Annotated in this window: 21 protein-coding genes and 1 pseudogene; 14 read left to right on the top strand and 8 right to left on the bottom strand. The window is 69.2% G+C overall.

Going from position 1 to position 22,559, the window contains the following annotated elements; translation table 11 throughout:
• The first annotated feature begins 31 nt into the window (after window positions 1–31).
• Genes O2L01_RS22455 through O2L01_RS22440 form a run of 4 tightly spaced genes read left to right on the top strand, consistent with a single transcriptional unit; the run spans window position 32 to window position 2,174 of the window.
• Complete coding sequence (locus O2L01_RS22455; protein ID WP_270124268.1) at window positions 32–523, top strand: WXG100-like domain-containing protein; 492 nt, start codon at window positions 32–34, stop codon at window positions 521–523.
• Window positions 516–1,328 carry a hypothetical protein gene (locus tag O2L01_RS22450; protein ID WP_270124267.1) on the top strand — a complete coding sequence of 271 codons (813 nt, stop codon included), beginning with the start codon at window positions 516–518 and terminating at the stop codon, window positions 1,326–1,328. The genes O2L01_RS22455 and O2L01_RS22450 overlap by 8 nt, the downstream gene beginning before the upstream one ends.
• Window positions 1,315–1,575, top strand: coding sequence for a hypothetical protein (locus tag O2L01_RS22445; protein ID WP_270124266.1), 261 nt, complete (start codon window positions 1,315–1,317; stop codon window positions 1,573–1,575). The genes O2L01_RS22450 and O2L01_RS22445 overlap by 14 nt, the downstream gene beginning before the upstream one ends.
• The gene (locus O2L01_RS22440; RefSeq protein WP_270124265.1) at window positions 1,575–2,174 is read left to right on the top strand and encodes an ADP-ribosyltransferase; all 600 of its coding nucleotides are present in this window, start codon (window positions 1,575–1,577) and stop codon (window positions 2,172–2,174) included. The genes O2L01_RS22445 and O2L01_RS22440 overlap by 1 nt, the downstream gene beginning before the upstream one ends.
• Before the next feature lie 9 nt (window positions 2,175–2,183).
• On the opposite strand, the gene O2L01_RS22435 is transcribed toward O2L01_RS22440, so the two are convergent.
• Window positions 2,184–2,759, bottom strand: a complete 576-nt coding sequence (locus O2L01_RS22435; protein ID WP_270124264.1) for a TetR/AcrR family transcriptional regulator — start codon at window positions 2,757–2,759, stop codon at window positions 2,184–2,186.
• An 83-nt stretch (window positions 2,760–2,842) separates the two neighbouring features.
• Here O2L01_RS22435 and O2L01_RS22430 point away from each other — a divergent pair, with 83 nt between their 5' ends.
• From O2L01_RS22430 to O2L01_RS22415, 3 genes and pseudogenes are all read left to right on the top strand, one after another.
• Window positions 2,843–3,427: a dihydrofolate reductase family protein gene (locus tag O2L01_RS22430; RefSeq protein ID WP_270124263.1), complete on the top strand. Its 585-nt coding sequence runs from the start codon at window positions 2,843–2,845 to the stop codon at window positions 3,425–3,427.
• Window positions 3,428–3,432: 5 nt separating this feature from the next.
• Window positions 3,433–4,010 (top strand): annotated as a pseudogene (locus tag O2L01_RS22425) (dihydrofolate reductase family protein).
• Window positions 4,011–4,015: 5 nt separating this feature from the next.
• Window positions 4,016–4,513 (top strand): anthrone oxygenase family protein, encoded by a 498-nt coding sequence (locus O2L01_RS22415; RefSeq protein WP_270124260.1) that lies wholly within the window; start codon window positions 4,016–4,018, stop codon window positions 4,511–4,513.
• Window positions 4,514–4,569: 56 nt separating this feature from the next.
• Here O2L01_RS22415 and O2L01_RS22410 read toward each other — a convergent pair whose 3' ends face one another.
• On the bottom strand, window positions 4,570–6,672 hold the full coding sequence (locus O2L01_RS22410) for a PhoX family protein (protein ID WP_270124259.1): 2,103 nt from the start codon (window positions 6,670–6,672) through the stop codon (window positions 4,570–4,572).
• A 307-nt stretch (window positions 6,673–6,979) separates the two neighbouring features.
• Here O2L01_RS22410 and O2L01_RS22405 point away from each other — a divergent pair, with 307 nt between their 5' ends.
• Window positions 6,980–8,902 carry a glycoside hydrolase family 127 protein gene (locus O2L01_RS22405; RefSeq protein ID WP_270124258.1) on the top strand — a complete coding sequence of 641 codons (1,923 nt, stop codon included), beginning with the start codon at window positions 6,980–6,982 and terminating at the stop codon, window positions 8,900–8,902.
• Window positions 8,903–8,947: 45 nt separating this feature from the next.
• Window positions 8,948–9,280, top strand: coding sequence for a TfoX/Sxy family protein (locus O2L01_RS22400; RefSeq protein WP_270124257.1), 333 nt, complete (start codon window positions 8,948–8,950; stop codon window positions 9,278–9,280).
• On the opposite strand, the gene O2L01_RS22395 is transcribed toward O2L01_RS22400, so the two are convergent.
• Window positions 9,281–9,970 (bottom strand): NUDIX hydrolase, encoded by a 690-nt coding sequence (locus O2L01_RS22395; RefSeq protein WP_270124256.1) that lies wholly within the window; start codon window positions 9,968–9,970, stop codon window positions 9,281–9,283.
• Between the two features lie 107 nt (window positions 9,971–10,077).
• On the opposite strand from O2L01_RS22395, the gene O2L01_RS22390 reads away from it, so the two are divergent.
• The 4 genes from O2L01_RS22390 to O2L01_RS22375 all read left to right on the top strand — a co-directional run bounded on the left by O2L01_RS22390 (window position 10,078) and on the right by O2L01_RS22375 (window position 15,165).
• The gene (locus O2L01_RS22390; protein ID WP_270124255.1) at window positions 10,078–10,956 is read left to right on the top strand and encodes a 5'-methylthioadenosine/S-adenosylhomocysteine nucleosidase family protein; all 879 of its coding nucleotides are present in this window, start codon (window positions 10,078–10,080) and stop codon (window positions 10,954–10,956) included.
• Between the two features lie 228 nt (window positions 10,957–11,184).
• Window positions 11,185–12,885 (top strand): hypothetical protein, encoded by a 1,701-nt coding sequence (locus O2L01_RS22385; protein WP_270124254.1) that lies wholly within the window; start codon window positions 11,185–11,187, stop codon window positions 12,883–12,885.
• A 187-nt stretch (window positions 12,886–13,072) separates the two neighbouring features.
• The gene (locus O2L01_RS22380) at window positions 13,073–14,767 is read left to right on the top strand and encodes a hypothetical protein (protein WP_270124253.1); all 1,695 of its coding nucleotides are present in this window, start codon (window positions 13,073–13,075) and stop codon (window positions 14,765–14,767) included.
• Between the two features lie 68 nt (window positions 14,768–14,835).
• Window positions 14,836–15,165, top strand: coding sequence for a TfoX/Sxy family protein (locus O2L01_RS22375; RefSeq protein WP_270124252.1), 330 nt, complete (start codon window positions 14,836–14,838; stop codon window positions 15,163–15,165).
• Window positions 15,166–15,214: 49 nt separating this feature from the next.
• Here O2L01_RS22375 and O2L01_RS22370 read toward each other — a convergent pair whose 3' ends face one another.
• Window positions 15,215–16,459: an endo-1,4-beta-xylanase gene (locus tag O2L01_RS22370; RefSeq protein ID WP_270124251.1), complete on the bottom strand. Its 1,245-nt coding sequence runs from the start codon at window positions 16,457–16,459 to the stop codon at window positions 15,215–15,217.
• 293 nt (window positions 16,460–16,752) lie between these two features.
• Between O2L01_RS22370 and O2L01_RS22365 the strand changes: the two genes are divergently transcribed.
• On the top strand, window positions 16,753–17,166 hold the full coding sequence (locus tag O2L01_RS22365) for a hypothetical protein (RefSeq protein ID WP_270124250.1): 414 nt from the start codon (window positions 16,753–16,755) through the stop codon (window positions 17,164–17,166).
• A gap of 266 nt (window positions 17,167–17,432) precedes the next feature.
• Here O2L01_RS22365 and O2L01_RS22360 read toward each other — a convergent pair whose 3' ends face one another.
• From O2L01_RS22360 to O2L01_RS22345, 4 genes are all read right to left on the bottom strand, one after another.
• Complete coding sequence (locus O2L01_RS22360) at window positions 17,433–18,146, bottom strand: MerR family transcriptional regulator (RefSeq protein ID WP_270124249.1); 714 nt, start codon at window positions 18,144–18,146, stop codon at window positions 17,433–17,435.
• 99 nt (window positions 18,147–18,245) lie between these two features.
• Entirely contained in the window at window positions 18,246–18,701 is a 456-nt protein-coding gene (locus tag O2L01_RS22355) for a hypothetical protein (RefSeq protein ID WP_270124248.1), read from the bottom strand.
• A 172-nt stretch (window positions 18,702–18,873) separates the two neighbouring features.
• Complete coding sequence (locus O2L01_RS22350) at window positions 18,874–20,634, bottom strand: ABC transporter ATP-binding protein (RefSeq protein ID WP_270124247.1); 1,761 nt, start codon at window positions 20,632–20,634, stop codon at window positions 18,874–18,876.
• Window positions 20,631–22,361, bottom strand: a complete 1,731-nt coding sequence (locus O2L01_RS22345; RefSeq protein ID WP_270124246.1) for an ABC transporter transmembrane domain-containing protein — start codon at window positions 22,359–22,361, stop codon at window positions 20,631–20,633. The genes O2L01_RS22350 and O2L01_RS22345 overlap by 4 nt, the downstream gene beginning before the upstream one ends.
• Window positions 22,362–22,559: the final 198 nt, after the last annotated feature.

The raw sequence follows: 22,559 nt of genomic DNA, 5'->3' as shown, positions 1-22,559 counted from the left end.
CGTTGCAGAGGAAGGCGAGACGCACATGGGCATGGACCTGCCCCCTGAGGTAGCGGGGCTCCTGAGCGCCGTCACCGGCTCCACCTGGCCCGAGTCGGACGAGGAGTCGATGTTCCGACTGGCGGGGGAGTGGACGGCGATGGCCGACGAGCTCCAGCCGCTCATCGAGCAGCTCCAGCAGGCGGCCGGCACGGTGCCGGCGAACAACGCCGGGGCCGACATCGACGCGTTCCAGACCCGTTGGGACGCCGAGGAGTCGGCCGCTCGGAACCTCGCCGACGCGGGCGATCCGTCCAATGTGATCAACATCGGGCTGACGGTGGGCGCGGGTCTCGTGCTGGCCCTGAAGATCCAGATCATCATCCAGCTCGTGATCCTGGCGATCCAGATCGCGCAGGCCATCGCGTTCGCGGCCGTCACGTTCGGCGCCTCGCTGGCGCAGATCCCGATCTTCAAGAAGATCGTGGGCACCATCATCGACCAGTTGATGGAGATGGCCACCAACCGGATCCTGAATGGCTAAACGCAAACGCTCAGACTCCTCGGACGGCGATGCCCCTGGGGCGCAGCTCCTTTCCGGCGTGCTGCGCAGTGGCCGGTCCTTCCGCCAGGGGGACGGTCTCCCCTCCGGCGACCGCACACCTGGCGGGAGTCCGGACCGCACCCCTGACGACCTCCCGGGCGACGCGGCATGGAAGCACCCGGACAACCCGGACAAGGCGCTGTCCCGCGACGACAACGCGGCCGTGGACAAGTTCCTCGACGACGCCCGCAAGGCCGAGGAGCGCACGACGCCCTCGATCCTGAAGGCCATGGACGAGAACGACGGCCGCCCGCTGGGCCTCGACTACCGGTTGAAGGGCGAGGACTCGCTCAAGCTCAAGGTGGCCAACATGCTCGACGAGGACCCGGACCTCGACGTGGACGGCGCCTTGAAGAAGGTCAACGACTCGGTGCGGTACACCGTGGAGTTCGACGAGGGCAAGTACGCCAAGGGCGCGGAGAACGTGCACAATTCGCTGCGCCGCGACGGCTTCGAGCCCGTCGGGGACCGCGGCCGTTTCAACTGGGACGAAGGCCCTGGTTACAAGGGCATCAACACCACTTGGAAAGATCCGCAGACCGGCACCCAGTTCGAGGTCCAGTACCATACGCCGGACAGTTTCGCGGCGAAGCAGAGCACGCACGACCTGTACGACCAGATGAAACTGGTCGAGTGGGGCGGCTCGGACTGGAAGCGGCTGCAGGCCGAGCAGGACAAGACGTTCGGCGCGGTGAAGCTGCCCGACGGCGTCGAGAGTCTGAGGTGGATGGATGGAAAACGCTAAGTACTACTTCAAGACCGACGAGGACCGCGGCCGCTCGAACCCGGCCGGGATCATGCGGCGGTACACCGCCGAGGGCGCCGGGCGCGACGAGGTCTACAACTTCCGGCTGCACCGCTGGACCGAGACCGACTTCTTCGACAAGTACCGCCTGGGCCACATGGACTTCGACTATGTCGAAGTGCCGCAGGAGGAAGCGGAGGCGATGCTCGCCGAGAAGCTGCGGCGCCAGGCCGAGCGGGGCCGCTGATGCCTCCCAAGAAGAAGAAGGGCGCCAAGGGCGCCAAGCTCCTCTCCGGGATCCTGGACGACGACAAGACCTTCGTGGAGGGCTCCAAGCTCCCCGGCGGGAAGCAGAAGACCCGGCCGGACGCGAGCAAGCAGGAGTTCAACAAGCAGGACGAGGACGCCATCGCGTTCTACTCCGGGCCCGGTTTCCGCGACCTCAACAAGTACCTGCGCGACCCGGACTCGGTGAAGAACCCGCGGCAGCGGGCCGAGTACGACGCGCAGGCCGCCAAGATCTCCAACGCGCTCAACAAGATGGACACCTACGACGGGACCACCTACCGCGGCACCTCGAACAAGGCCAGGGACCTATACAACAAGGGCGACGTGGTCGAGGAGAAGGCGTTCACCAGCAGCTCCAAGGACCGCACCGAGGCGGAGCAGTTCGCCAAGTGGGACGGGGCCATCATGGAGATCAAGGGCAAGAACGGCCGCTCGATCGAGAGCTACACCAAGTTCCAGGGCCAGGACGAGGTCGTCTTCGACCGCAACTCGAAGTTCAAGGTCACGGACGTCGACAAGTCCAGCGACCAGTACAAGATCTTCCTCGAGGAGATGTAGCCTGCGCCGTCACCGCGGCGGGACGATCTGGTTCACCGCCGCGGTGACGAGCTCCTTGGTGCGCTCGTCCCCGAAGACCTCCGGGAGCGTCAGCCGCTCCACGATGAGCCAGTTCAGGGCCAGGTAGAGCATCACCACCGTCTCGGCGTCCCCGGGCATGCCCGACTGCAGGTGGAAGTCGATGTTCTCCTGCAGGTTCGCGCGGATCTGGTCGGTGAGGACCTTCGCCAGTTCCGGGCGGCGGGTGGCCTCGAGCCGCAGTTCGAGCATCGCGAGGAACCCGGAGCGGAACGCGGTGATGCGCCCGACCATCTCGTGCATGAGCCGCTCCACCGATGCGCGCGTGCGCGGCAGCGCGAGCGCTTCGCCGACCACTTCGGCGCCCGGGTCGAGCCGCTGGAACACCCGCTGACCCGCTTGCGTCAGTAGGGCATCGCGGTTCGCGAAGTAGTTCGAGGCAGTGCCGATCGGCACACCCGCCTGCGTGTCGACGGCCCGGAACGTGAGCCCGCGCGCCCCCTGATCTGCGAGTACTTCGATGGCCGCGTCGATGAGCGCCGTCCGGCGCTCGGGGTTCTGGCGCATGGATCCGCCCTCCAGTTGACACCACTTCATGTGTAGTGGTAAGTTCAAACCACTTCAGTCATAGTACTTCAATCGGAGTGTGTATGCGCAAGCAGAACCGCGAACTCACCTACTACATCGGCGCGAGCATCGACGGCTTCATCGCCGGACCCGAGCACCAGGTCGAGGACTTCCCGCTCGACGCGGACCTCCTCGACACCATCAAGGAGGAGTGGCCCGAGACCATCCCGACCCACCTCCGCGAACCGCTCGGTCTCGCCGACGCCCCGAACCGCCACTACGACGCCCTCATCATGGGAAGGGGCACTTACGATCCGGGCCTCAAACTCGGCATCACGAGCCCCTACGCCCACCTGCGGCAGTACGTCGTCTCGACCACCCTCGGCGCGGACACCGACCCGGACGTCACCTTCGTCGACACCGACCCGCTCGCCTTCGTGCGCGACCTCAAAGCCCAAGAGGGCGGCGGCATCTGGCTCTGCGGCGGCGGCAAGCTCGCCGGACAGTTGATCGAGGAGATCGACCAGATCATCGTCAAGCGCTACCGCGTCCTCATCGGCACCGGCATCCCGATGTTCGACGGCCCCTACCGGCCCACGGCGTTCACCCTCGTCTCCAACCGCTCCCTCGAATCAGGGGCGTCCATCCAGACCTACCGAAAGGCCTAGCCCCCTTGGCGAGCCGCGAACTCACCTACTACATCGCCGCGTCGATCGACGGGTACATCGCCGCTCCCGACGGAGCGTTCGACGCCTTCCCCATTCCGCCGGACGTCAGGGACGCGATGCTCGAAGCCCGGCCCGAGACCGTGCCGACCGCCTACCGCGAGCCGGCAGGCATCGCCGACGCCCCGAACCGCCTGTACGACACCGTCCTCATGGGCAAGGGCACCTACCTGCCCGGCCTGAACGAGGGACACCCCAGCCCGTACGCCCACCTGCGGCAGTACGTCTTCTCCAGCACGCTCGACCCGGCCCTCGCCGAGGACGTCGCCTTCACCGCCGCCGACCCGGCGACATTGGTGCGAGAACTCAAACAGGAAGCGGGCAAAGGGATCTGGCTCTGCGGCGGCGGGAAGCTCGCGGGGCTCTCATCGACGAGATCGACGAGATCGTCGTGAAGCGGTACCCGGTACTCTTCGGCGGCGGCATTCCGATGCTCGCCGGCTCGTACCGGCCGACCCGCTTCACCCTCGCGGACCACCGCACGTTCCCCTCCGGCGCGGTGCTCCAGACCTACCGAAAGGCCTAGCCCCCTTGCGACTCCTCCAACTCCTCGCGCTCCTCGCGTCCACCCTCAGCGTCGGCCTCATGGCCGGGCTCTTCGCCGGGTTCTCGTACGCGGTGATGCCCGGCCTGAAGATCCTCGACGACCGGTCGTGGATTGCCGGGATGCAGCACATCAACAAGGTGATCCTCAACGGCTGGTTCCTGCCGGCGTTCCTCGGCTCCGTGCTGTTCACGGCCGCCGCGCTCGCGCTGAACTGGTTCTCGGGCGACCGCTCCGCGTCCCCGTGGATCCTGGCCGCGTTCCTGCTGGCGCTGTTCATGTTCATCGTGACGAGCGCCGTGAACGTGCCGATGAACGACCGCCTCGCCGCCGCGGGCGATCCCGCCTCGATCGCCGACCCGGCCGCGCTGCGCGCGAGCATCGAGTCGCGGTGGATCGCCTGGAACACCGTGCGCGGCGTGTCCTCGGTCCTGTCGCTGCTGGCGCTGGCCTGGGCCCTGGTCGTCCACGGCCGCAACTCCTGAGCGGACACGAAGAACGGGGCGGCCAGCGCTGGCCGCCCCGTTTCGCTTTGCGCCGCTTAGCAGCCGATGCTGCCGAAGCGGTCCGTGACCACGTTGACCACGGCCGGGCGGGGGAGGGTCCCGTTCGGGCCGTCGGGCCACTGCGAGGCGGGGGCCTCGGCGCTCGCGCCGTCGATCTCGCCGGGGTGCTGGACGGCGACCAGGATGTGGCGGTCCTGGACGACCGGGCCGCAGGTCTCGGCGCCGTGAGGCACCGTGAGGAACTGCTTGGTCAGGCCGCGGGTCGCGCCGGTGAGCGAGACGCCGAAGAGGCCGTCGTTGGCGCCCAGGGCGTTGCCGTCGGTGGAGATCCACAGGTTGCCCTGCGGGTCGAACGCGACGTTGTCGGGGCACGAGATCGGGCTGACCTTGTCCTTCGGGTAGCCCGAGAAGAACGTGCTCGGGTCCTCGGGGTCGCCGCAGACGAGCAGCAGGCGCCAGCCGAAGGTCGTGGCGGCGACGTCGCCGTGCTTCTCCTCGAGCTCGAGCACGTGGCCGTGCTTGTTGGTGTTGCGCGGGTTGGCCTCGTCAGCCGCGGCCTTGCCGGCGGTGCCGCGCTGCGAGTTGTTGGTGAGGGCCGCGTAGACCCGGCCGGTCTTCGGGTTGACCTCGACGTCCTCGGGGCGGTCCATCTTGGTCGCGCCGACCTTGTCGCCGGCGAGGCGCGTGAACACGTACACCTCTTCGGCGGTCATGCCGTCCACGAAGGACTCGTCGCCGCTGGCGAGCTTGATCCACTCGCCGGAGCCGTCGAACGCGCCGTCCTCGGGGAGCGCGCCGGTGCCGTCGATCTCGCCGGGGCTGTCGCCGGTGAACTTGGCGACGTAGAGCGTGCCTTCGTCGAGGAGCGTGCGGTTGTGCTCGCGCGCGCTGCGGCTCGTGCCGGACTTCATCTTGTTCTTGGAGACGAACTTGTACATGTAGTCGAAGCGCTCGTCGTCGCCCATGTACACGACCACGCGGCCCTGGCGGTCCACGCGCGGCCCGGCGCCCTCGTGCTTGAAGCGGCCCAGGGCGGTGCGCTTGCGCGGGGTCCAGTCGGGGTCGTACGGGTCGAGCTCGACGATCCAGCCGAAGCGGTGGGGCTCGTTGGGCTCCTGGAGGACGTCGAAGCGCGGGTCGTACTGCTCCCACTTGCGCTCGCTGGCGTTCCCGGAGAGGCCGTAGCGGGCGAGGCGGGCCTTCGCGGTGGGGTCCGCGACCTGCCCGGCGTTGGCGAAGTACTGGTTGAAGTTCTCCTCGCCCGAGAGGATGGTGCCCCACGGGGTGACGCCGCCGGCGCAGTTGTTGAGCGTGCCGAGCGCCAGCGTGCCCTCGGCGTCGGCGGTGGTCTTCAGCAGGTCGCTGCCGGCCGCCGGTCCAGAGAGGACGAACTCGGAGGTGGCGGTGATGCGGCGGTTGAGCTCGTGCCCCACGATCGGGGTGAGCGCGCCGGTGTCCCTGTCCTCCTTGAGGACCACGACGGAGAGGCCGTGCGAGGCCCAGCCGATCTCGACCTGCTCGCGCGTGGGCGCGGCCGAGTCGTACCCGTAGTGCATCATCTCTTCGCTGGTGTACTCGTGGTTGGAGACGAGCACCTTGCGGTGCCGCTCGCCGGGGAGCTCGAGCAGCGCCAGGAAGTCGTTGTTGTAGCCGAACTGGCCGGCCGCGTCCTCGGGGGTCTGCGCGGCGGGGTCGAACTCGTTGACGCCGTCCAGGATCGGGTCGCCCCAGCGGATCACGACCTGCTGCTCGTACCCGTCCGGGACGGTGACGGCGTCCTCGGTGTTCGGTGCGACGGCGTCGAAGCGCAGGCCGCGCGGAGTCGAGCCCCAGAACGCCGCCGCGCGCGCCTCGTCCTCGGAGGCGTAGGCCGGGGCGCCGAGCGCCCCCGCGGCGCCGGCGCCCACGGTCACCACCGCGCCGGCGCCCACGGTCACCACCGCGCCGGCCTTGAACAGGGAGCGGCGGGAGACGGCGGAGGCGATCAGGTCGCCCATGTACGGGTTGTCCGAGGTGTTCGGCACCGGGTGGCTGCAGGCGTCGCCGCAGCGGTAGAGGCAGGTGAGCTGCGAGCGGCCGCCGATGTGGTCGGACAGGAGCGGCAGCTTGCGCCGCTTGGCGGCGTCACGACGATTCATTTGGGACTCCTATGGCAGTACGTCCGGAACAGGATCGCCGATGCGCGGTTCGGGGCGGCGGATCGACGCGTTCCGATTCCGGAGGCTATGCGCCGCGGGTACCCCTGCCGCCAACCATAAGTGAACAAAAGGTGAAGGGGCGCTCTCGGATTGCGCACCCGCCTCCGTTTTTCGGAAACGTTTTCGGGGCGGACGAGACGACACGGCGTTCCGCTGCGTGGGACTGCTGTATCGGTAAATCGACGGGTTGGGTAGCCTGTCCGAAAACCTTTTCCGTCCGACCTCCGTCACGCCAGAAGGAACCGCCATGCCCGCTCCGCACCGGACCTCCCTCCACATCGCCGACGTGGCGATCGCCGACGAGTTCTGGTCCCCGCGCCGCGAGACCGTGCGCACCCGGACCATCCCGCACCAGGAGACCCGCCTGCGCGAAGGCGGCCAGTTCGAGGCGCTGCTCCTCAAGCCCCGCAGCCACGACGACGACGACCGCGAGCTCTTCCCCATCTTCTGGGAGTCCGACGTCGCCAAGTGGATCGAGGCCGCCAGCTACGTCCTCGCCACCGCCGACGACCCCGAACTCGACAGTGCTTCTCTCAACAGCGCCGTCGACAAGGCGATCGACCTCCTCGCCGGAGCGCAGCAGGAGGACGGCTACCTCAACAACTACTTCACCGCCGTCAAGCCCGGGAAGCGCTTCACCGACCTCGGCGACGCCCACGAGCTCTACTGCGCCGGCCACCTCATCGAAGCCGGCGTCGCCCACTACGAGGCCACCGGCAAGACCAGCCTCCTCGACATCGTCCGCCGCTACGCCGACCTCATCGACCGCGAGTTCGGCCCCGGCGGCTCCTGCGAAGGCGGCTACGACGGCCACCAGGAGATCGAGCTCGCCCTCGTCAAGCTCCACCGCGCCACCGGCGAGCGCCGCTACCTCGACCTCTCCCTGCGCTTCATCGACAACCGCGGCACCCAGCCGTTCTACTTCGACGTCGAAGGCGAGCGCCGCGGCCACGCCGGCTACTTCGGCGGCCGCGAGCAGCGCCCCTTCAACCCCCGCGACCAGCGCGGCCGCGAGTACGCCCAGTCCCACGCGCCCGTGCGCGAGCAGGACGCCGCCGTCGGCCACTCCGTGCGCGCCATGTACCAGTACTGCGCCATGGCCGACCTCGCCCTCGAACTCGGCGACGAGGGCCTGCGCGCGGCCTGCGAACGCCTCTGGGACGACCTCGTCTCCACCAAGCTCTACGTCACCGGCGGCCTCGGCTCCGACCCCTCCATCGAAGGCTTCGGCAAGCCCTACGACCTCCCCGACTACACCGGGTACGCCGAGACCTGCGCCGCGATCGGCCTCGTCTTCTGGGCCCACCGCATGATGCTCCTGACCGGCGACGCCAAGTACGTCGACGTCCTCGAGCGCGCCCTCTACAACGGCGTGCTCTCCGGCGCCTCCGCGGACGGCACCAAGTACTTCTACGGCAACCCGCTCGCCAGCGACGGCACGGTCGAGCGCAGCGACTGGTTCGACTGCGCCTGCTGCCCGCCCAACCTGGCCCGGCTCCTCACCTCCCTGGAGCAGTACGTCTACGTCGCGGACGCCGAGGGCCTCTGGGTCAACCTCTACGTCACCGGCTCGGCGCGCTTCGCCCACGGCGGCCAGCGGGTCACCGTGACGCAGGAGAGCGGCTACCCCTGGGACGGCGCGATCGCCTTCCAGATCACCGAAGCCGAAGCGCCCCTTCCCATGACGCTGCGCCTGCGCCTGCCCGAATGGGCCACCGGCCCGGCCCGTGTCAGCGTCAACGGCACCGTCCTGCCGTACACCACCGACAAGGGCTACGCCGTCCTCGACCGCACCTGGACCGCCGGCGACCGCGTGGAACTGCACCTCCCGATGGCCCCGGCCCTCGTCCGCGCCGACCCCCGCGTCCTGTCCACTGTGGGCAAGGTCGCGGTGCAGCGCGGCCCGATCGTCCACTGCGTGGAGGAGATCGACAACGCCGCCCCCGTGCCGCGCCTCGTGATCGCCCGCAGCGGCGAACTCCGCACCGAGCACGCCGACGGCCAGGACTCGATCATCGCCGAAGGCCTGGTCGACGCCCCCGCCGCCGACTCGCTGTACGCCACCGAGCCCCCGGCGGCCGAGCCGACCGCGATCCGCACCGTCCCGTATTACGCGTGGGCGAACCGCGGCAAGGGCACCATGGCCGTGTGGGTCCGCGAGACCCCGTAATCGGTTCGCCGGCGCCTTGTCGGTGTCGTGTGGCAGCCTGGCCGCATGGCTTACGACGAGGCGCTGGCCGACCGGGTGCGCGAGATCATCGACAACCGGCCGTACGTGACCGAGAAGAAGATGTTCGGCGGGCTGGGCTTCCTCGCGAACGGCAACATGGCGTTCGCGGCGCTCGGCCACGGCGGCGCGATGGCGCGCGTCGACAAGGACGAGTACGAGGCGCTGCTGGAGGAGCCCGGCGCGGTGGAGATGGTCATGCACGACCATCCGATGCGCGGCTGGATCCGCCTCGACGATGAGGTGACCGGCTCGGAGGAGCGTCTGCGCGAGTGGGTCGAGCGCGGCCTCTCCTACGCGGAGTCCTTGCCGCCCAAGTGATCACCTCCCGGGCGAGAGCGGCAGCGGGAGGCGCTTGAGGCCGCCCGCGGTGTAGAGCGCGGCGGGCCTCCCGCCGTCCCTTGTGGTGGTCTCGCCGGTGGGGCGCAGGAAGTCCTCGATGCGGGTGACCTTGCGGTGGAAGTTCCCCGGGTCGAGTTTGGTCTCCCAGACGATCTCGTAGACGCGCCGCAGTTCGGCGATGGTGAACTCCGGGTTGCAGAACGCGGTCGCGTCGGTCGTGTACTCGAGCTGCCTGCGGGCGTGCTCGACGGCGCGTCCGAGGATGTCGACGTGGTCGAATGCCAAGGGCTCCTTGAGGGCCCGGTCGACGGGCAGCCACTGGGTGGCGGCCGCGTCGCCGCCGGCGCGGGACTCCCCGGGGTCGGGCACGAGTGCGGCGAAGGCGACGCTGATGACGCGCCTCCGCGGGTCGCGGTCCGGCTCCGAGTACACCCCGATGCTCTCGAGCCGCGACGCGGACTTCGGGATGCCGGTCTCCTCGAACAGCTCGCGCGCGGCCGCGCGCTCCACGGTCTCGTCGGGCTCCACGAACCCGCCGGGGAGCGCGAGCTTGCCCTGGTGCGGCGGGTTGGCGCGCTTGATGAGCAGGACCGCGAGTGCGCCGTCGCGGATCGTCAGGATCGCCACGTCAGCGGCTACGAAGCTGTGCGGGTTCGTGCTGTCGCTCAAGGTGGTCCCCTTATTGACGTCTTGACAATTAACGGCGGCGCGGGCTACGCTCCTCTTGTTGTTATATCAACAATAACCGAGGCTCCGCCACACCCCCTGGAGACGCGATGACCGACCAGCCGACCGCCGTCCTCTGCACGCCCATCGACATCGAGCGCCGCGCCGTGCTCGACCTCCTCCCCAAGCACGAGTTCACCGACCACGAGATCGGCGGCACCGTGTACCGGGAGACCGAGTACGAAGGCCCCCAAGGCGTCTGGCGTCTCGTCCTCGCCATGGCCGGACGCGGCAACGAACGCGCCGCCGCCTCGGTCGAGCACGCCATCGCCACCTGGCGCCCCCAGATCCTCGTGCTCTGCGGCATCGCCGGAGGACTACGCGACGCCCGCGTCGGCGACGTCGTGGCCGCCACCAAGGTCTACGGCTACGAGTCCGGCCAGGACACCGACGCCGGCCTGCTCCCGCGCCCCGAGTCGCTGTCGACCTCGTTCCCGCTCCACCAACGCGCGCAACTGATCGCCGAGGACCGGAGCTGGGCCGACGGCCTCGAGGGCGCGCCACGCGTCTTCCACCGCCCGATCGCCTCGGGCTCCAAGGTCATCACCGGCAACGCCTCGGCCTCCGCCGCGCACATCGCCCGCCACAGCGGCGACGCCCAGGCCGTCGACACCGAAAGCTACGGCGCGATGGCCGCCGCCGAACGCCGCCCGGCCGTCGAGGCCTTCGTCGTGCGCGGCATCTCAGACCTCTTGGGAGACAAGACCAAAGAGGCCGACAAGCGCAGGCAGCCCATCGCCGCCCGCAACGCCGCGGCCTTCGCCCTCACCCTCATCGGCCGCTCCAAGCCGAAGCAGGCCGACATCAGGCCGCTCTCAGGCGGCGTGAGCAAGACGTACATCGGCGCGCTCGGCAACGGCGCCACCGCGAACATCGCGGCCATGGGCGACAACGCCCACGGCCACATCACCATCGACAACCGGAAGTGAACCCGAACCGACCCATTCAGAGAGGTGTCACCTCCCATGAGCACACCGCCTTCGCCGCAGCCCGAACCGAACGAAACGCCAACGGACGGTCCGCCTTCCGCGCCGCCGCGGAATGACTCGACCTCCGCGCCGGGAACTCCGCCGACCCGTTCGCCTTCCGCGCCCCCGCCCGACGGATCCGCTTCCGCACCGCCGCCGAACGCTTTCGCGCCCGCCGGACCGCCGCCGATGCAGCCGCCGCAGGCGGCGCCACCGCCGCGCCGGTACCCGAAGAACGCCGCGACCCAGCACCTCTGCGCCGCCGCCTACATCGACCGGCGCTTCCGCGACGCGGTATACGACGAGGTCTACGCCCGCCCGGACCGGGCCATCGCGCCGAACCCCGGCACCGACGCGGTCCCGGTCCTCCGGCACATCGTCAAGGCCCGCACGATCGACATCGCCCAGCAGGGCATCCTGGCCGTGATTCTCCTGCTGCTGGTCTGCATGTTCTTCATGGCCTCGTTCTTCCTCTTCTTCACACTGTTCATCTGGGCGGCGATCGGCCTGCCTGTACTCCTCGCGGAAGCGCGCTCGGCGACGCCGACGGGGACCCTCTCGGCCAACGCGGTCACCCGGGTCAACTGGGTGCGCGTCGGCCTCATCGCGGTGGCGACACTGGTGGTCCTGCTCATCGTCACGATGTACCTTCAGACGCGCCTGTCCGAGATGCTCTTTCCCGACCAGTACACCGGCGCATCCGCTGAGCCGGAAGCGGACCGCGCGGGCAGTGCGTCAGCCCCGGTCGCCTCTTCGGGCACTTCCTCGGGCAATTCCTCGGCGCAGGCGGTGTTCGTCCTCTGCCTGCTGCTCATCGCCGCGACTCCGGCCGTCTGCGGGGGGTTGCGCGCACACAGCCTCATGTCCATCCCGGCCGAACTCGAACCGGCCGGGACGAGCGACCGGCGGACCCATTTCATCGGCCTGGCGCAGCACGCGCCCGTGGTCACGTACCACTCCGGCAGGGCGCCGTTCGTCGGCTCCGGATTTCCGCTCGCCACCTGGCAGCTCGCGATGACGCTGCGTCCAGCCGACATGTCCGCCGGCGGCGGGACTGCGATGACCATCGATTCGGTCGGACTCAATCGAAACGTCAAGGCCCGGATCGAACGCTTGGGGGCGGATTCGCCGGTCACCAGGCGACTGCCGGGCCTGGCGTTGAGCGACCACGCCTACATCTCTGGGCGGGACACGGCCGTGCCGGTGTTCCATCCCCATGAACTGCGGCGCTCAGGCTATCCGTTCGCGACCGTCGAAGAGATCCAAGCCGATCCGACCACCCCGGTTCGCCACTACCTGCGCTGCACGATCGACTCGTGGGGAGGCGAACTGATCACGACCGTATTCCTCCACTGCGCGCTCCAAGGCGAAACCCTGTACGTCGAGTTCACGAGCTGCGTGCTGCCGCCGACACCTGAGCGGTGCCACGTGTTCGGCAGCGGCGTGTCGAAAGAGCAGGCGATCTTCCTCGGCGTCGTGCGCGGCATCGCCGCGCTGCCGTTCGAGCTGTTGCGCAGTCCGTTCGACTCGATCCGCGAGATCGCGCGCAGCGTCTCCGGGACCGCGAGAGGCGGCACGAATGTCGGCGCGGGGGACCACGGCGCGGTCGCCGGCATCCGCGAGCTCGGCACGGACCTTCACGGGCAGAACTACTTCCAGTACCGCGACTCGGTCAAGTATGTCGAGATCCTGGAGCGCCAGATCCTCGACGCACTCCTCGACTACCTCCGCGAGAACAATGTGGACGTCAGCGAGCTCGACGAGCGCACCAACGCCATCGTCAACAACGGCGTCATCAACTACGGCAAGATGCAGACCGGCGCGGCAGGGGCCGGGTCGAGTGCCAAGGTCGGCTCGATCGGCGACCAGAGCCGCGGATCGGCCGGGTGACCCGCCGTGCAACCACCGACTCCGCGACCCGACCGTGTAGGCAGCTCGTCCGCGAGCCGTCCGCCGACCCATCGAGCACTCGCGCGCCCGCGAAACCAATACGCCTGCGACCGAATGCAACTCGCATCGACGGATCACAATCGATCACAGAAAGTGAGCCCGCCCCTCCGAAGAAAGGCCGCACCCCATGAACGCAGTCCCCACCGACGCCGAACCGCCGCCCCAATCCGGACCCGCCACGACCCAGTACGCGCCGCCCGGCGGCTGGCGGCCCGAGTTCAAATACACCGCGACGATGCACCTGTCCGCCGCGGCCTACGTCGGCCGCGGGTTCCGCGACCGCGTGCTCGACGACGTCTACCACCGCCCCAACCGCGCCGTCGCACCGAACCCGGGCATCGAGCCGGTCACCGTCATGCGACACGTCTTCCGCGCGCACGCGATCGCGCTGGCCGAGAGCGGGATCCTGTTCGGCGGCTTCGTGGCCCTGATCCTCACAGGCCCCGGCGTCTTCCTCGTGATGCTCTACCTCGCGATCTGGGCCTGCCTCGGAGCGCCGATCTCAGCGCTCGAATCGCGGTCGCTGACCTCCACCGCCGGAGCGCGGCCGCGCCGCTACCTGAATCCGCGTCTGGTGGTCGGGCTCGTCACCGCCGTCGCCGTGGTCATGGCGGCGGTCGCACTCCTCGCGCTGCCGCAGTTGACGCGGGTCTTCGTCGAGTCGTCTGGCGCCGGGATCTACCTCCCGCAGGGGCCCGACCGCCGCAACGACATCGCAACCGCGGCGCTCACCCTCGCGACGCTCGGCGTGGCCTGCGCCGTGTGCGGGTACCTGCGCGCCAAGGGGATCAACGCGATTCCAGACGAGACCGCGCCAGGACTCCCGCGTGATGAGCGGGTCGCCTACATCGCCGAGGCGCAGGACGCTCCCGTTATCGTCCACAATGCCTCGAGGCGGCCGTTCATCGGCGCGGGCGAGGAGGTCGAGACCTGGGAGCTCGCGATCGCGCTGCGCCCGGCCGACCGCGGCGAGGACGGCGAGGCCGGGATGACCGTGGACCCGGTCGCCCTCAACCGGGCCGTCCGGGAGCGCCTGGAGCAGCTCCGTTCGGACTCCCCGGTCACCACGAGCGTGCCGAACCTCGAACTGAGCGACCACCTCCTCGTCTCGGGCCTGGCCGTCTCCGGCCCGTTCCGCAAGCCCGAGGAGTTCGGCGCCGCGGGCTACGGCTACCGGACCGTCGAGGAGTTCCAGCGCGACCCGCGCACCCCCGCCCGCCACTACCTGCGCTGCCAGACCGACTCGTGGGGCGGCGAACTGGTCGCGACCGTCTTCGTCCATTGCGCGCTGCAGGGCGAGAGCCTGTACGTCGAATGCTCGAGCCACCTTCTGCCGCCCACGATCTGGCGCTACCACGTGTACGGCGAGCGGCCGATGAAGACCGGGACCCTGTTCCTCGGCGCGCTGCAAGGATTCGCCTCGATGCCCGGCCGACTGGTGCGCAGCCCGTACCACGTGAGCCGCGCGCTGGGCCGCGCGATCCGCAACGCCTGGCGCGGGACCCGCCTGTTCAACGCGGCCCCGGTCGACTACGGCGCGCGCGTCGGCATCCGGGAGCTCGGCGCCGGCGACGACTGGAACGACTACTTCCAGTATCGGGACCAGATCAAGTACATCGGCATCCTCGAGAAGCAGATCCTCGACGCGATCGGCTCCTACCTCAGCGAGAACAATGTGGACCTCGGCGAGTTCGAGCAGCGGGTCTTCGCGATCGTCAACAACGGCGTCATGAACTACGGCAAGATGCAGACCGGCGCGGCCGGCGCCGGGTCGAGTGCGAAGGTCGGTTCGATCGGCGACAACAGCCACGGCAAGGCGTGAGCCGGATCCGCGGGACTCGTCGATTCGTTCGCCCGCGCCTTGTCGGTGTCGTGTGGCAACCTGGCCGCATGGCTTACGACAAGGCGCTGGCCGACCGCGTGCGCGACCTCATGGACAACCGGCCGTACGTGACCGAGCGGGTGATGTTCGGCGGTCCGTGCTGGTTCGCGCACGGCAACATGGCCGCCGCCGTGCTGAGCGGGGGCGGCGCGATGATCCGCGTCGGGCACGACGACTTCGCGGACCTGCTGCTGGAGCCTGGTGCCGAGCCGATGATCATGGGCGGCCGGGAGTCGAAGACCTGGATCCGCGTCGACGAGGACGTGTGCGCCTCGGACGATCTGAGCGAATGGGTCGAGCGCGGTCTCGCCTACGCGGAGTCGTTGCCCCGCAAGTGATCGCCTGAGTTTCCGGAGCGGGGGCCGCGCGTGCGCGGCCCCCGCTGTCCTAGTCGAGGGCGATGTCCAGTCGGGCGGTGCCGGCCTCTTCGAGTTTGAAGTCGACCTGGCGGCCGTCGCAGGTGATGCGGTAGTCGCCGAGGAAGCCGTTGAAGCGCAGACGGCCGTCCTCGTCGGTGGCGACGGTGGTGGCCGGGGTGCCCCACTCGTCGTTGACGAGGTGGTGGAGGCGGTCGTAGGCGGGCTTGGGGGTGCCGTCGAGGCCGACGAAGCCGCCGGGGGCGCCGAGCCACATGCCGGCGTCGTTCATGCCCCAGTAGGTGACTGCTTCGACCGAGGGGTGGGCGAGGAGCGTCTTGTAGTGGCGCTCGATCTCGTCGGCTTGGCGCGCTTCGCCTTCGGGGGTCGAGGGCCAGGAGTCGACCTGGTGGTCGTTCAGGTCCTCGATCTCGGGCGGCATGATCTCGCCGGAGACGATGGTCGTCTCGGTGAAGTGGATCGGGAGGCCGTAGCGGGAGAACCGCTCGAGGATCGCCTCGGTCTTCTCCTCGCCCCAGTAGCCCTGGTGCATGTGGCTCTGGAGGCCGAGCACGTCGATCTTGATGCCCGCTTCGAGCACGCCCTCGATGAGGCACTCGTACGCGGCGGACATGTCGAAGTCGTTGAGCAGCAGCGTCGCGTTCGGGCTCGCCTCGCGGGCGGCGTCGAAGACCATGCGCACCATGGGGATGCGGCCGATGTCGCGGCAGATGCGGGTGATGCCGTTGTCGTACTTGTCGAAGATCGGCATGATGACGACCTCGTTGATGACGTCCCACATGTCGATGACGCCGGCGAAGTCGCCCACCTCGCGCTTGATGCGCTCGACCTGGACGCGGGCGATCTCCTCGTTCTCGAGGTCGAGCAGCCAGTCGGCGCTCACGGTGTGCCACGCGAGCGGGTGGCCCTTGACGGGGTGCCCGCGGTCGGCGAACCACTTGGCGGTCTTGAGGAGCGGCTCGGTGGCGGGCTTGCCGCGCTCGGGTTCGAAACGGCCCCAGTAGAAGGGCAGCGTGGCGAAGTTGAACAGGCCCTCCCACAGCTCGGCGTTGCGGGCGTCGGCCTCGGGGTCCTGGGACGTGCCGTTGGCGAGGTCGATCAGTTCGAAACCGGTGCAGCCGAACAGGAACTTGTGCCTGGTCTGCTCGAGCGTGACCTCCCGCCCGGCGAGCGGCGCCCCGTCGAGGGTGAGGGTGACCGTCGCGTCGGCGCTGCGGTGCTGCCTGATCCGATCGTCACTGAAAGTTTCAGTCATTTCATTGCTACTTTCCATGGAAGTTTCAACCATGTATTCCAGCAGTCCGGAGCCCCAGAGTCAAGGCGGAGTCAAGGCGGATCGAGGCGCAGTCAAGTGAGGTTTCTTTCCGGCTCTCGAGCCGTGGGATCGATACCAAAAACTTCCCGATCCTGAGCAACCTCCCGTACACCCATGCGCGTTTACAGTGCGGCAACGTCGTGTGATGCGGATCCCTCTGCAGCGCAGCGTATCTGCGACAACCCGCTCAGTAGCCGACTGTGGTGGGAGCCTTAGTCAAGAAAGGGAACGCAATGATGCGAAAGCGGATCGCCGCTGCACTGGCAGCGCTCGCCGTTTCACTCCTCGCCGGCTTCGGGATCGCCTCCCCGGCCGCAGCCGCCTCCGAGACCAACTACGCGGTCGACGCCGACTGGACCGGCTCCTGCGCCAGCCCGCGGTACACCCCCAACGTCGACGGCTGCGTCCAGTCGAACGGCGACGACCTGTGGGTCAAGGACAACGTGGCCAACGGCTACGGCGTCAAGCTCCGCTGGTACGACCAGGACGGCACCCGCACCGGTGAATGCATCGACAACCTCGGCCAGGCCAAGGCGTGGACATACTGCAACAAGGACTTCACCGACGGCCACGACATCAGGTGGAGCGTCTGCTGGGACTCCGCCAACGGATGGGACTGCTCCGACTGGTGGACCACCCGAGTCTGAGTGAGGCACCCGGCGCGTCGGCCCGCGAGGGCCGGCGCGCCGTCTTCGTGCGCCCGCAGGCTCTGGAGTCGGATGGGCGGCGATCGTGCGAACCCTATGCGTGCACGATCCGGACGGAAGCGCGGTGGACCGCGCTCCATCCGCCGGCCCCCGCCCGGCCTTGGCGCCGGCCGGCGGTGAGACGGTGCGGTGCGCACGAGGGCGCTGCGGACTCGAGTGCTCCGGGCGCTGGAGGAAGGCGGTCAGGCTTCCTCCAGCGACGCGATTTATCGCTGGTAGAGCGAGATCTGGTTGCCACTCGGGTCCGCGATCACGGAGCTGCGGGGCGCGTAATCGGTCTCCTTGGGCGACTGGAGCAGTGCGGCGCCCGCGGCGAGTGCGGCCGTGTGCGCGGCGTCCAGGTCGTCGACATAGAGCCCGAACCTCGCGGGAGCAGTCCCGTCACGGTCCGCGGAGGCGTCGAGCGTCAGCAGGAAGAACGAGTCGGTCTCCCAGGCTCCGAACTGGAACGAGGCGATGCTCTGGTCGTATTCGAGGCCGAAGGCCTCGGTGTAGAACCTGACGGTCGCATCGAGGTTCCGGGCTGGAACCGTCACCTGGACCACCCGGTCTTCTTTCGCGACGTCCATGTCTTCTGTCCCTTCGTCGAAGTGCCGACCGAGCGTCTCGGCCAGTTGTGCGATGGCATGAGCACGCTCCAGGAGCCGTTCGCGGTGCAGCTGCAGCACCGCCGCGGCGTCCCGACCGCTCTGGTCGGCCAGTGCCCTCCGGATCTGGTCGATGGGCAGGTCCACCGAACGCAGATGGCGGATCAGCTTTGCCTGCGGCGCTTGGTCGAGCCGGTAGCGCCGATATCCGGTGCCGGGGTCGACCCGGGCCGGGCGCAGCAGCCCGACCTCGTCGTAGTGGCGCAGCGCCGGTATCGACAGGGCCGTCCTGACGGAGAACTCGCCGATACTGAGCAGTTCGCGGTGACTCATGCCCACAACGCTATGAGCTCCGGTTACCTGAGGGTCAACCTTTCGTCGGAACTTTCTCGACGCGACAGCGAACGGCAGGGCGTCTGAACCGGTGGAGGTCTAAGCCCTCGGCCCGCAGTGGTGGCCTTCGCTTCCCGCGTTGGTCAGACAGGCGCGCACATAGAGGTTCTTGATGTAGCTCTTGCTCCAGTCGCCCCAGGCGTGCTCGCCCGAGGCCCAGGCGCGGGGGTCCGCGACGTCGTAGTGGGTCTCGCCGTCGATACCGGTCCACTCCATGCGGATGGCCGCGCCCGCGTCGTTCGCCGCGGTGTCCGCGACGTAGAAGTAGACGTACGTCGAGTAGTAGCCGTTGCCGAGCGGCTTCCAGCACACGTCGGCGAGAACGTAGGCCCCGCCGCCGTTGTTGTCGTTGTCCGTGCGCGCGACCCGGCCGTTCGTGTAGCCGTTGCGGGTGCACACTTCCTGCACGGCCTGAGCGGGGGAGACGACGGCCAGACTGGCCACCGCGCCCAGCAGGGCCACTAGGACGCCGACGAGGGCGCGTCGAAGTTTCATCAGGGGGTCTCCTTCATCGAGTTGCGTTGGGCTGCAGTCGATCCAGACTAGACGAATCCGTCGATTCGCGACAGCCCGCGGAGACCCTCATGCGAAGCGGGGAGGTCATCTCCCGCGCCCGCTCGGTGAGCACCCGCTCAGGCATGAACTCGAATGCGACACGAGCGGCGGATCACCCGTGCCAGCGCTGCCAGAGGGCCGCGTAGGCCCCGCCCTTCTCGAGGAGTTCGTCATGCGAGCCGAGTTCGGTGATGCGGCCGTGCTCCACGACCGCGACGCGGTCGGCGTCGTGGGCGGTGTTGAGGCGGTGGGCGATGCTGACGACCGTTCGGCCGGCGAGGATCCGGTTGAGGCCCTGCTCGATGTCGCTGGCGGCGTTGGGACTCAGCATCGAGGTGGCCTCGTCGAGCACGATCACCTCGGGCGCGGCCAAGATGACGCGGGCGAGCGCGACCTGCTGGACCTCGGCCGGGGTGAGGGCGTGGTCGCGGCCGCCGACCACCGTGTCGAGGCCGTCCTCCAGGCGGTCGGGGAGATCGCCCGCGCCGACCACGTCGAGGGCCTCCTGCAACTGCTCGTCGGTGGCCCCGGGCGCGCCGAGGCGGAGGTTGGAGCCGAGCGTGTCGTTGAACAGGTGGTACTCCTGGGTCGCGAGGATCACGAAGCGCCGCAACAGGGTCTCGTTGATCTCGCGCGTCTCCGCGCCGCCCACGCGGACCGTGCCCTCGTCGGGCTGGTGGATGCCCGCCATCAGCCGCGCCAATGTGGACTTCCCCGCGCCGGTCGGGCCCACGAGCGCCAGGCGCTCGCCCCGCCGCAGCGCGAAGTCGACGTCCCTCAGCACCGGCTTCTCAGGCGTGTAACCGAAATTCACGCCCTTAAGCTCGATGATCGCGTCCTCCTCGCGGTCGGGCTTCGCGTCCCCGCCCTCGGCCTGCTCGCCGCGCACGCCGATGAGCCGCGCGAGCGACACCGTGCCGTTCTGCACCCACTCGAGCGAGAGGATCATCTCGATCGCCGGCGCTACCGCGAGCTGCATGATGAGCACGACCGTGGTCGTCTGCGCGATCGTCAGATAGCCCGTCGCCGTGAGCACGCCGCCGAGCAGCAGCGCCGTGAAGCACGGCAGGAACGCCGAGAAGTCCAGCACCGGGAACAGCGTGCCGCGCAACCGCATCGACCGCATCTGCGCACCGAACAGCCGGTCCACCGCGCGGTCGGTGTGCGCGACCCGGCGGGACTGCCATCCCAGCGCTTCGACGGTCTTGACCCCGTCGATGGTCTCGGCGACCGCCGACGTCATATCGGCCTTCGCAGCCTGCACATCATGGAAGATGTTGAACGCGCGCTTGAAATACCAGCGCAGGATCAGGATCATCGGCGGCACCGCCACCAGGATCGCCGCGCCCAGCACCGGCGAGACCAGGAACGCCCCCGCCACGTACACGAGCACCGTGACCATGCCCGTGAAGAACTGCGGCGCGGCCTGCACCAGCGAGTACTGCACCTGGTTCACGTCGAGACTCGTGCGGGACAGCAACTCCCCGGTCCCGGCGGCCTCCACCTGGCCGGGCGGGAGGGCGAGCGTGCGCTCCATGAACTCCTCGCGCACGTCCGCCACGATCTGCTCCGAGAGCACCGCGAGGTTCCGGTACGAGGCCCACGTCAGCGCCGCCTGCGCGAGGACCGCCGCGAGGATCAACGGGATCTGCCAGCGCAGGTCCGCGCCCGGGTCCCCGGCGCCGTCGCGCGCCCAGGACGCGAACGCGTCCGTCATGATCCCCACGATGTACGGCGTCGACATGCCCGCAAGTGCCGCGCCGATCGTCAGGGCCACAACAAGACTGAAGCGCAGACGGTGACGGCCCACGAGCTCCCGCAGATACCTGCGCGTCTCGGCCGGGGTGGCGATGGGAAGGGTCGCGCGGCTCATCGGGTGACCGCCTCTCGGTACTCGGCCTGGTGCAGCAGCTCGGCGTGCGTCCCGGTGGCGAGGTCTTCACCAAGGAACTGCACCCGGTCGCAGACGGCCAGGAGCTGCGGGGAGTTGGTCAGGATCGCCGTGGTCCGGCCGCGCCGGTGCCGGGCGAGGCGGTCGGCGATGCGGGCCTCGGTCTGCGCGTCGCACGCGCTGGCAGGGTCGTCGAGGACCAGGATCTCGGGGTCGACGAGGAGGGCGCGGGCGAGGATGAGGCGCTGGCGTTCGCCGCCGGAGAAGTTGCGGCCGCGTTCGCCCGCAACGGTTTCGAGGTCGTATCCGCTGGTGGGGACCTCGTCGTTCTCGATGAGGGAGGGGTCGACGCCGACGATGTCGACCGCGGAGGCGGTGTGGAGGGCGTGCATGATGTCGGCGTCGGTGCGGCGCCCGTCGACGTCGAGCTGGTCGCGGAGGGGACCGCTGAAGAGCTGCGCGCGGGCTTCGAGGAGGTGCACGTGCCGCCTCACGGTGGCGGTGTTGAAGGCGTCCAACGGGATCGAGCCGATGCGGGCGGGTTCGCCGGTCTCCGAGTAGCCGGCGAGGCGGTCGAGGAGTTCGGTCGCGCCCTTGCCGTCCCCGATGACGATCCCGGTGATGAGGCCCGGTTCGATGGTGGTGCCGCTGGCCGGGTCGTGCAGGGTCTCGCCTGCGGGCCAAGGGGTCTCGTCCTCGGGTTCGGGCTCGGGGTGCTCGTCCTGGAGCTTCTGGAACCGCCCGGAGGCGACGATCGCGCGGGTGAGGGCGTCGACGCCCTGGATGGTGTAGCCGAGGGGGCGGGTGAGGGCGACGAGGTAGCCGAAGAGCGCCACGAACTCGCCGGCGGTGATGGTGCCGTTGAGGGTCATCTCCGCGCCCATCCACAGGACCAGAACGAGCAGCGTGCCAGGGAGGGCGAGGCGCGCGAACTCGAGCCCGGCGGCCGTGCGGCGCACCCGGACCCCGGCGTCGCGGGAGGCCTGGGAGGCGGTCTTGTACCGGTCGATGAAGTGCGCTTCGCCGCCGATGCCGCGCAGGACCCGGAGGCCCGCGACGGCGTCCGTGCCGATGCCGGTCTGCTCGCCGATGCGCGAGCGGAACTCGCGCCCGCGCGCTTCGAGCCGCAGGAACAGCGGGCGCAGGAGCATGAACATGGCCGGGACGCCGACGCCGGCGGCGAGCACGAACCACCACGAGAGGGTCGCGAGGATCGAGAGGGCGAGGATGAACGCGAGGAGCGCGGACGCCAAGCGGCCGAACATCATCGAGACCGAGCTGAGCGCGTTCGCGTCCGCCGCCGAGATGGCCACGAGCTCGCCCGCGTCCGCCCGGGACTTGATGCGCGAGCCGACCGCGACGACCGTGTCCACGAGACGCCGCTGAACCCGGAAGTCGGTGTCCATGGCGGTGTACATCATGTAGTAGAAGCTGGCGACGCCGGTGACCGTGGCGAGCCCGATGCAGGCCATGAGCCCCGCCGACCACCAGTAGAGCGCGGCGCGGTCGCCGCCGACCAGGCCCTCGTCCACCGCTCGTCCGACCACATAGGGCACGAACTGCTGGCCGCCGAGGAACGCGAACGAGACGAGCGTGCTCATCGCGAGCATCCGCCACTGCGACCGGAAGAGCCAGCCGATGACCGCGACGGCCGGTTTCGGGTGTGCGAGGGGCCCGCCCGGGTCCCGAGGGGGAGTGAAGCGTGCCATCAGCTGGTTCTTTCGGTATGGGGGAATGCGCGTGTGAACGCTACCGGCCCCGGGCGGCCAGACCAAACCCTTTTTCCACCGGTTGGACAATGTCCCGGTCACCGGGGTCGAAGGCGGGGCGAGACGGCCCCGCGACCACGGCGAGGCCGGATGCAGGTGCTCGGAAAGCGGTGGCGCGGCGCGGCCCGGTCCCCGGAT

The organism is Glycomyces lechevalierae, assembly GCF_027622945.1.
GTDB lineage: Bacteria > Actinomycetota > Actinomycetes > Mycobacteriales > Micromonosporaceae > Glycomyces > Glycomyces rutgersensis.
Note: the sequence above shows the minus strand (reverse complement) of the source record. Positions and strands in the feature narration are given on the sequence as shown.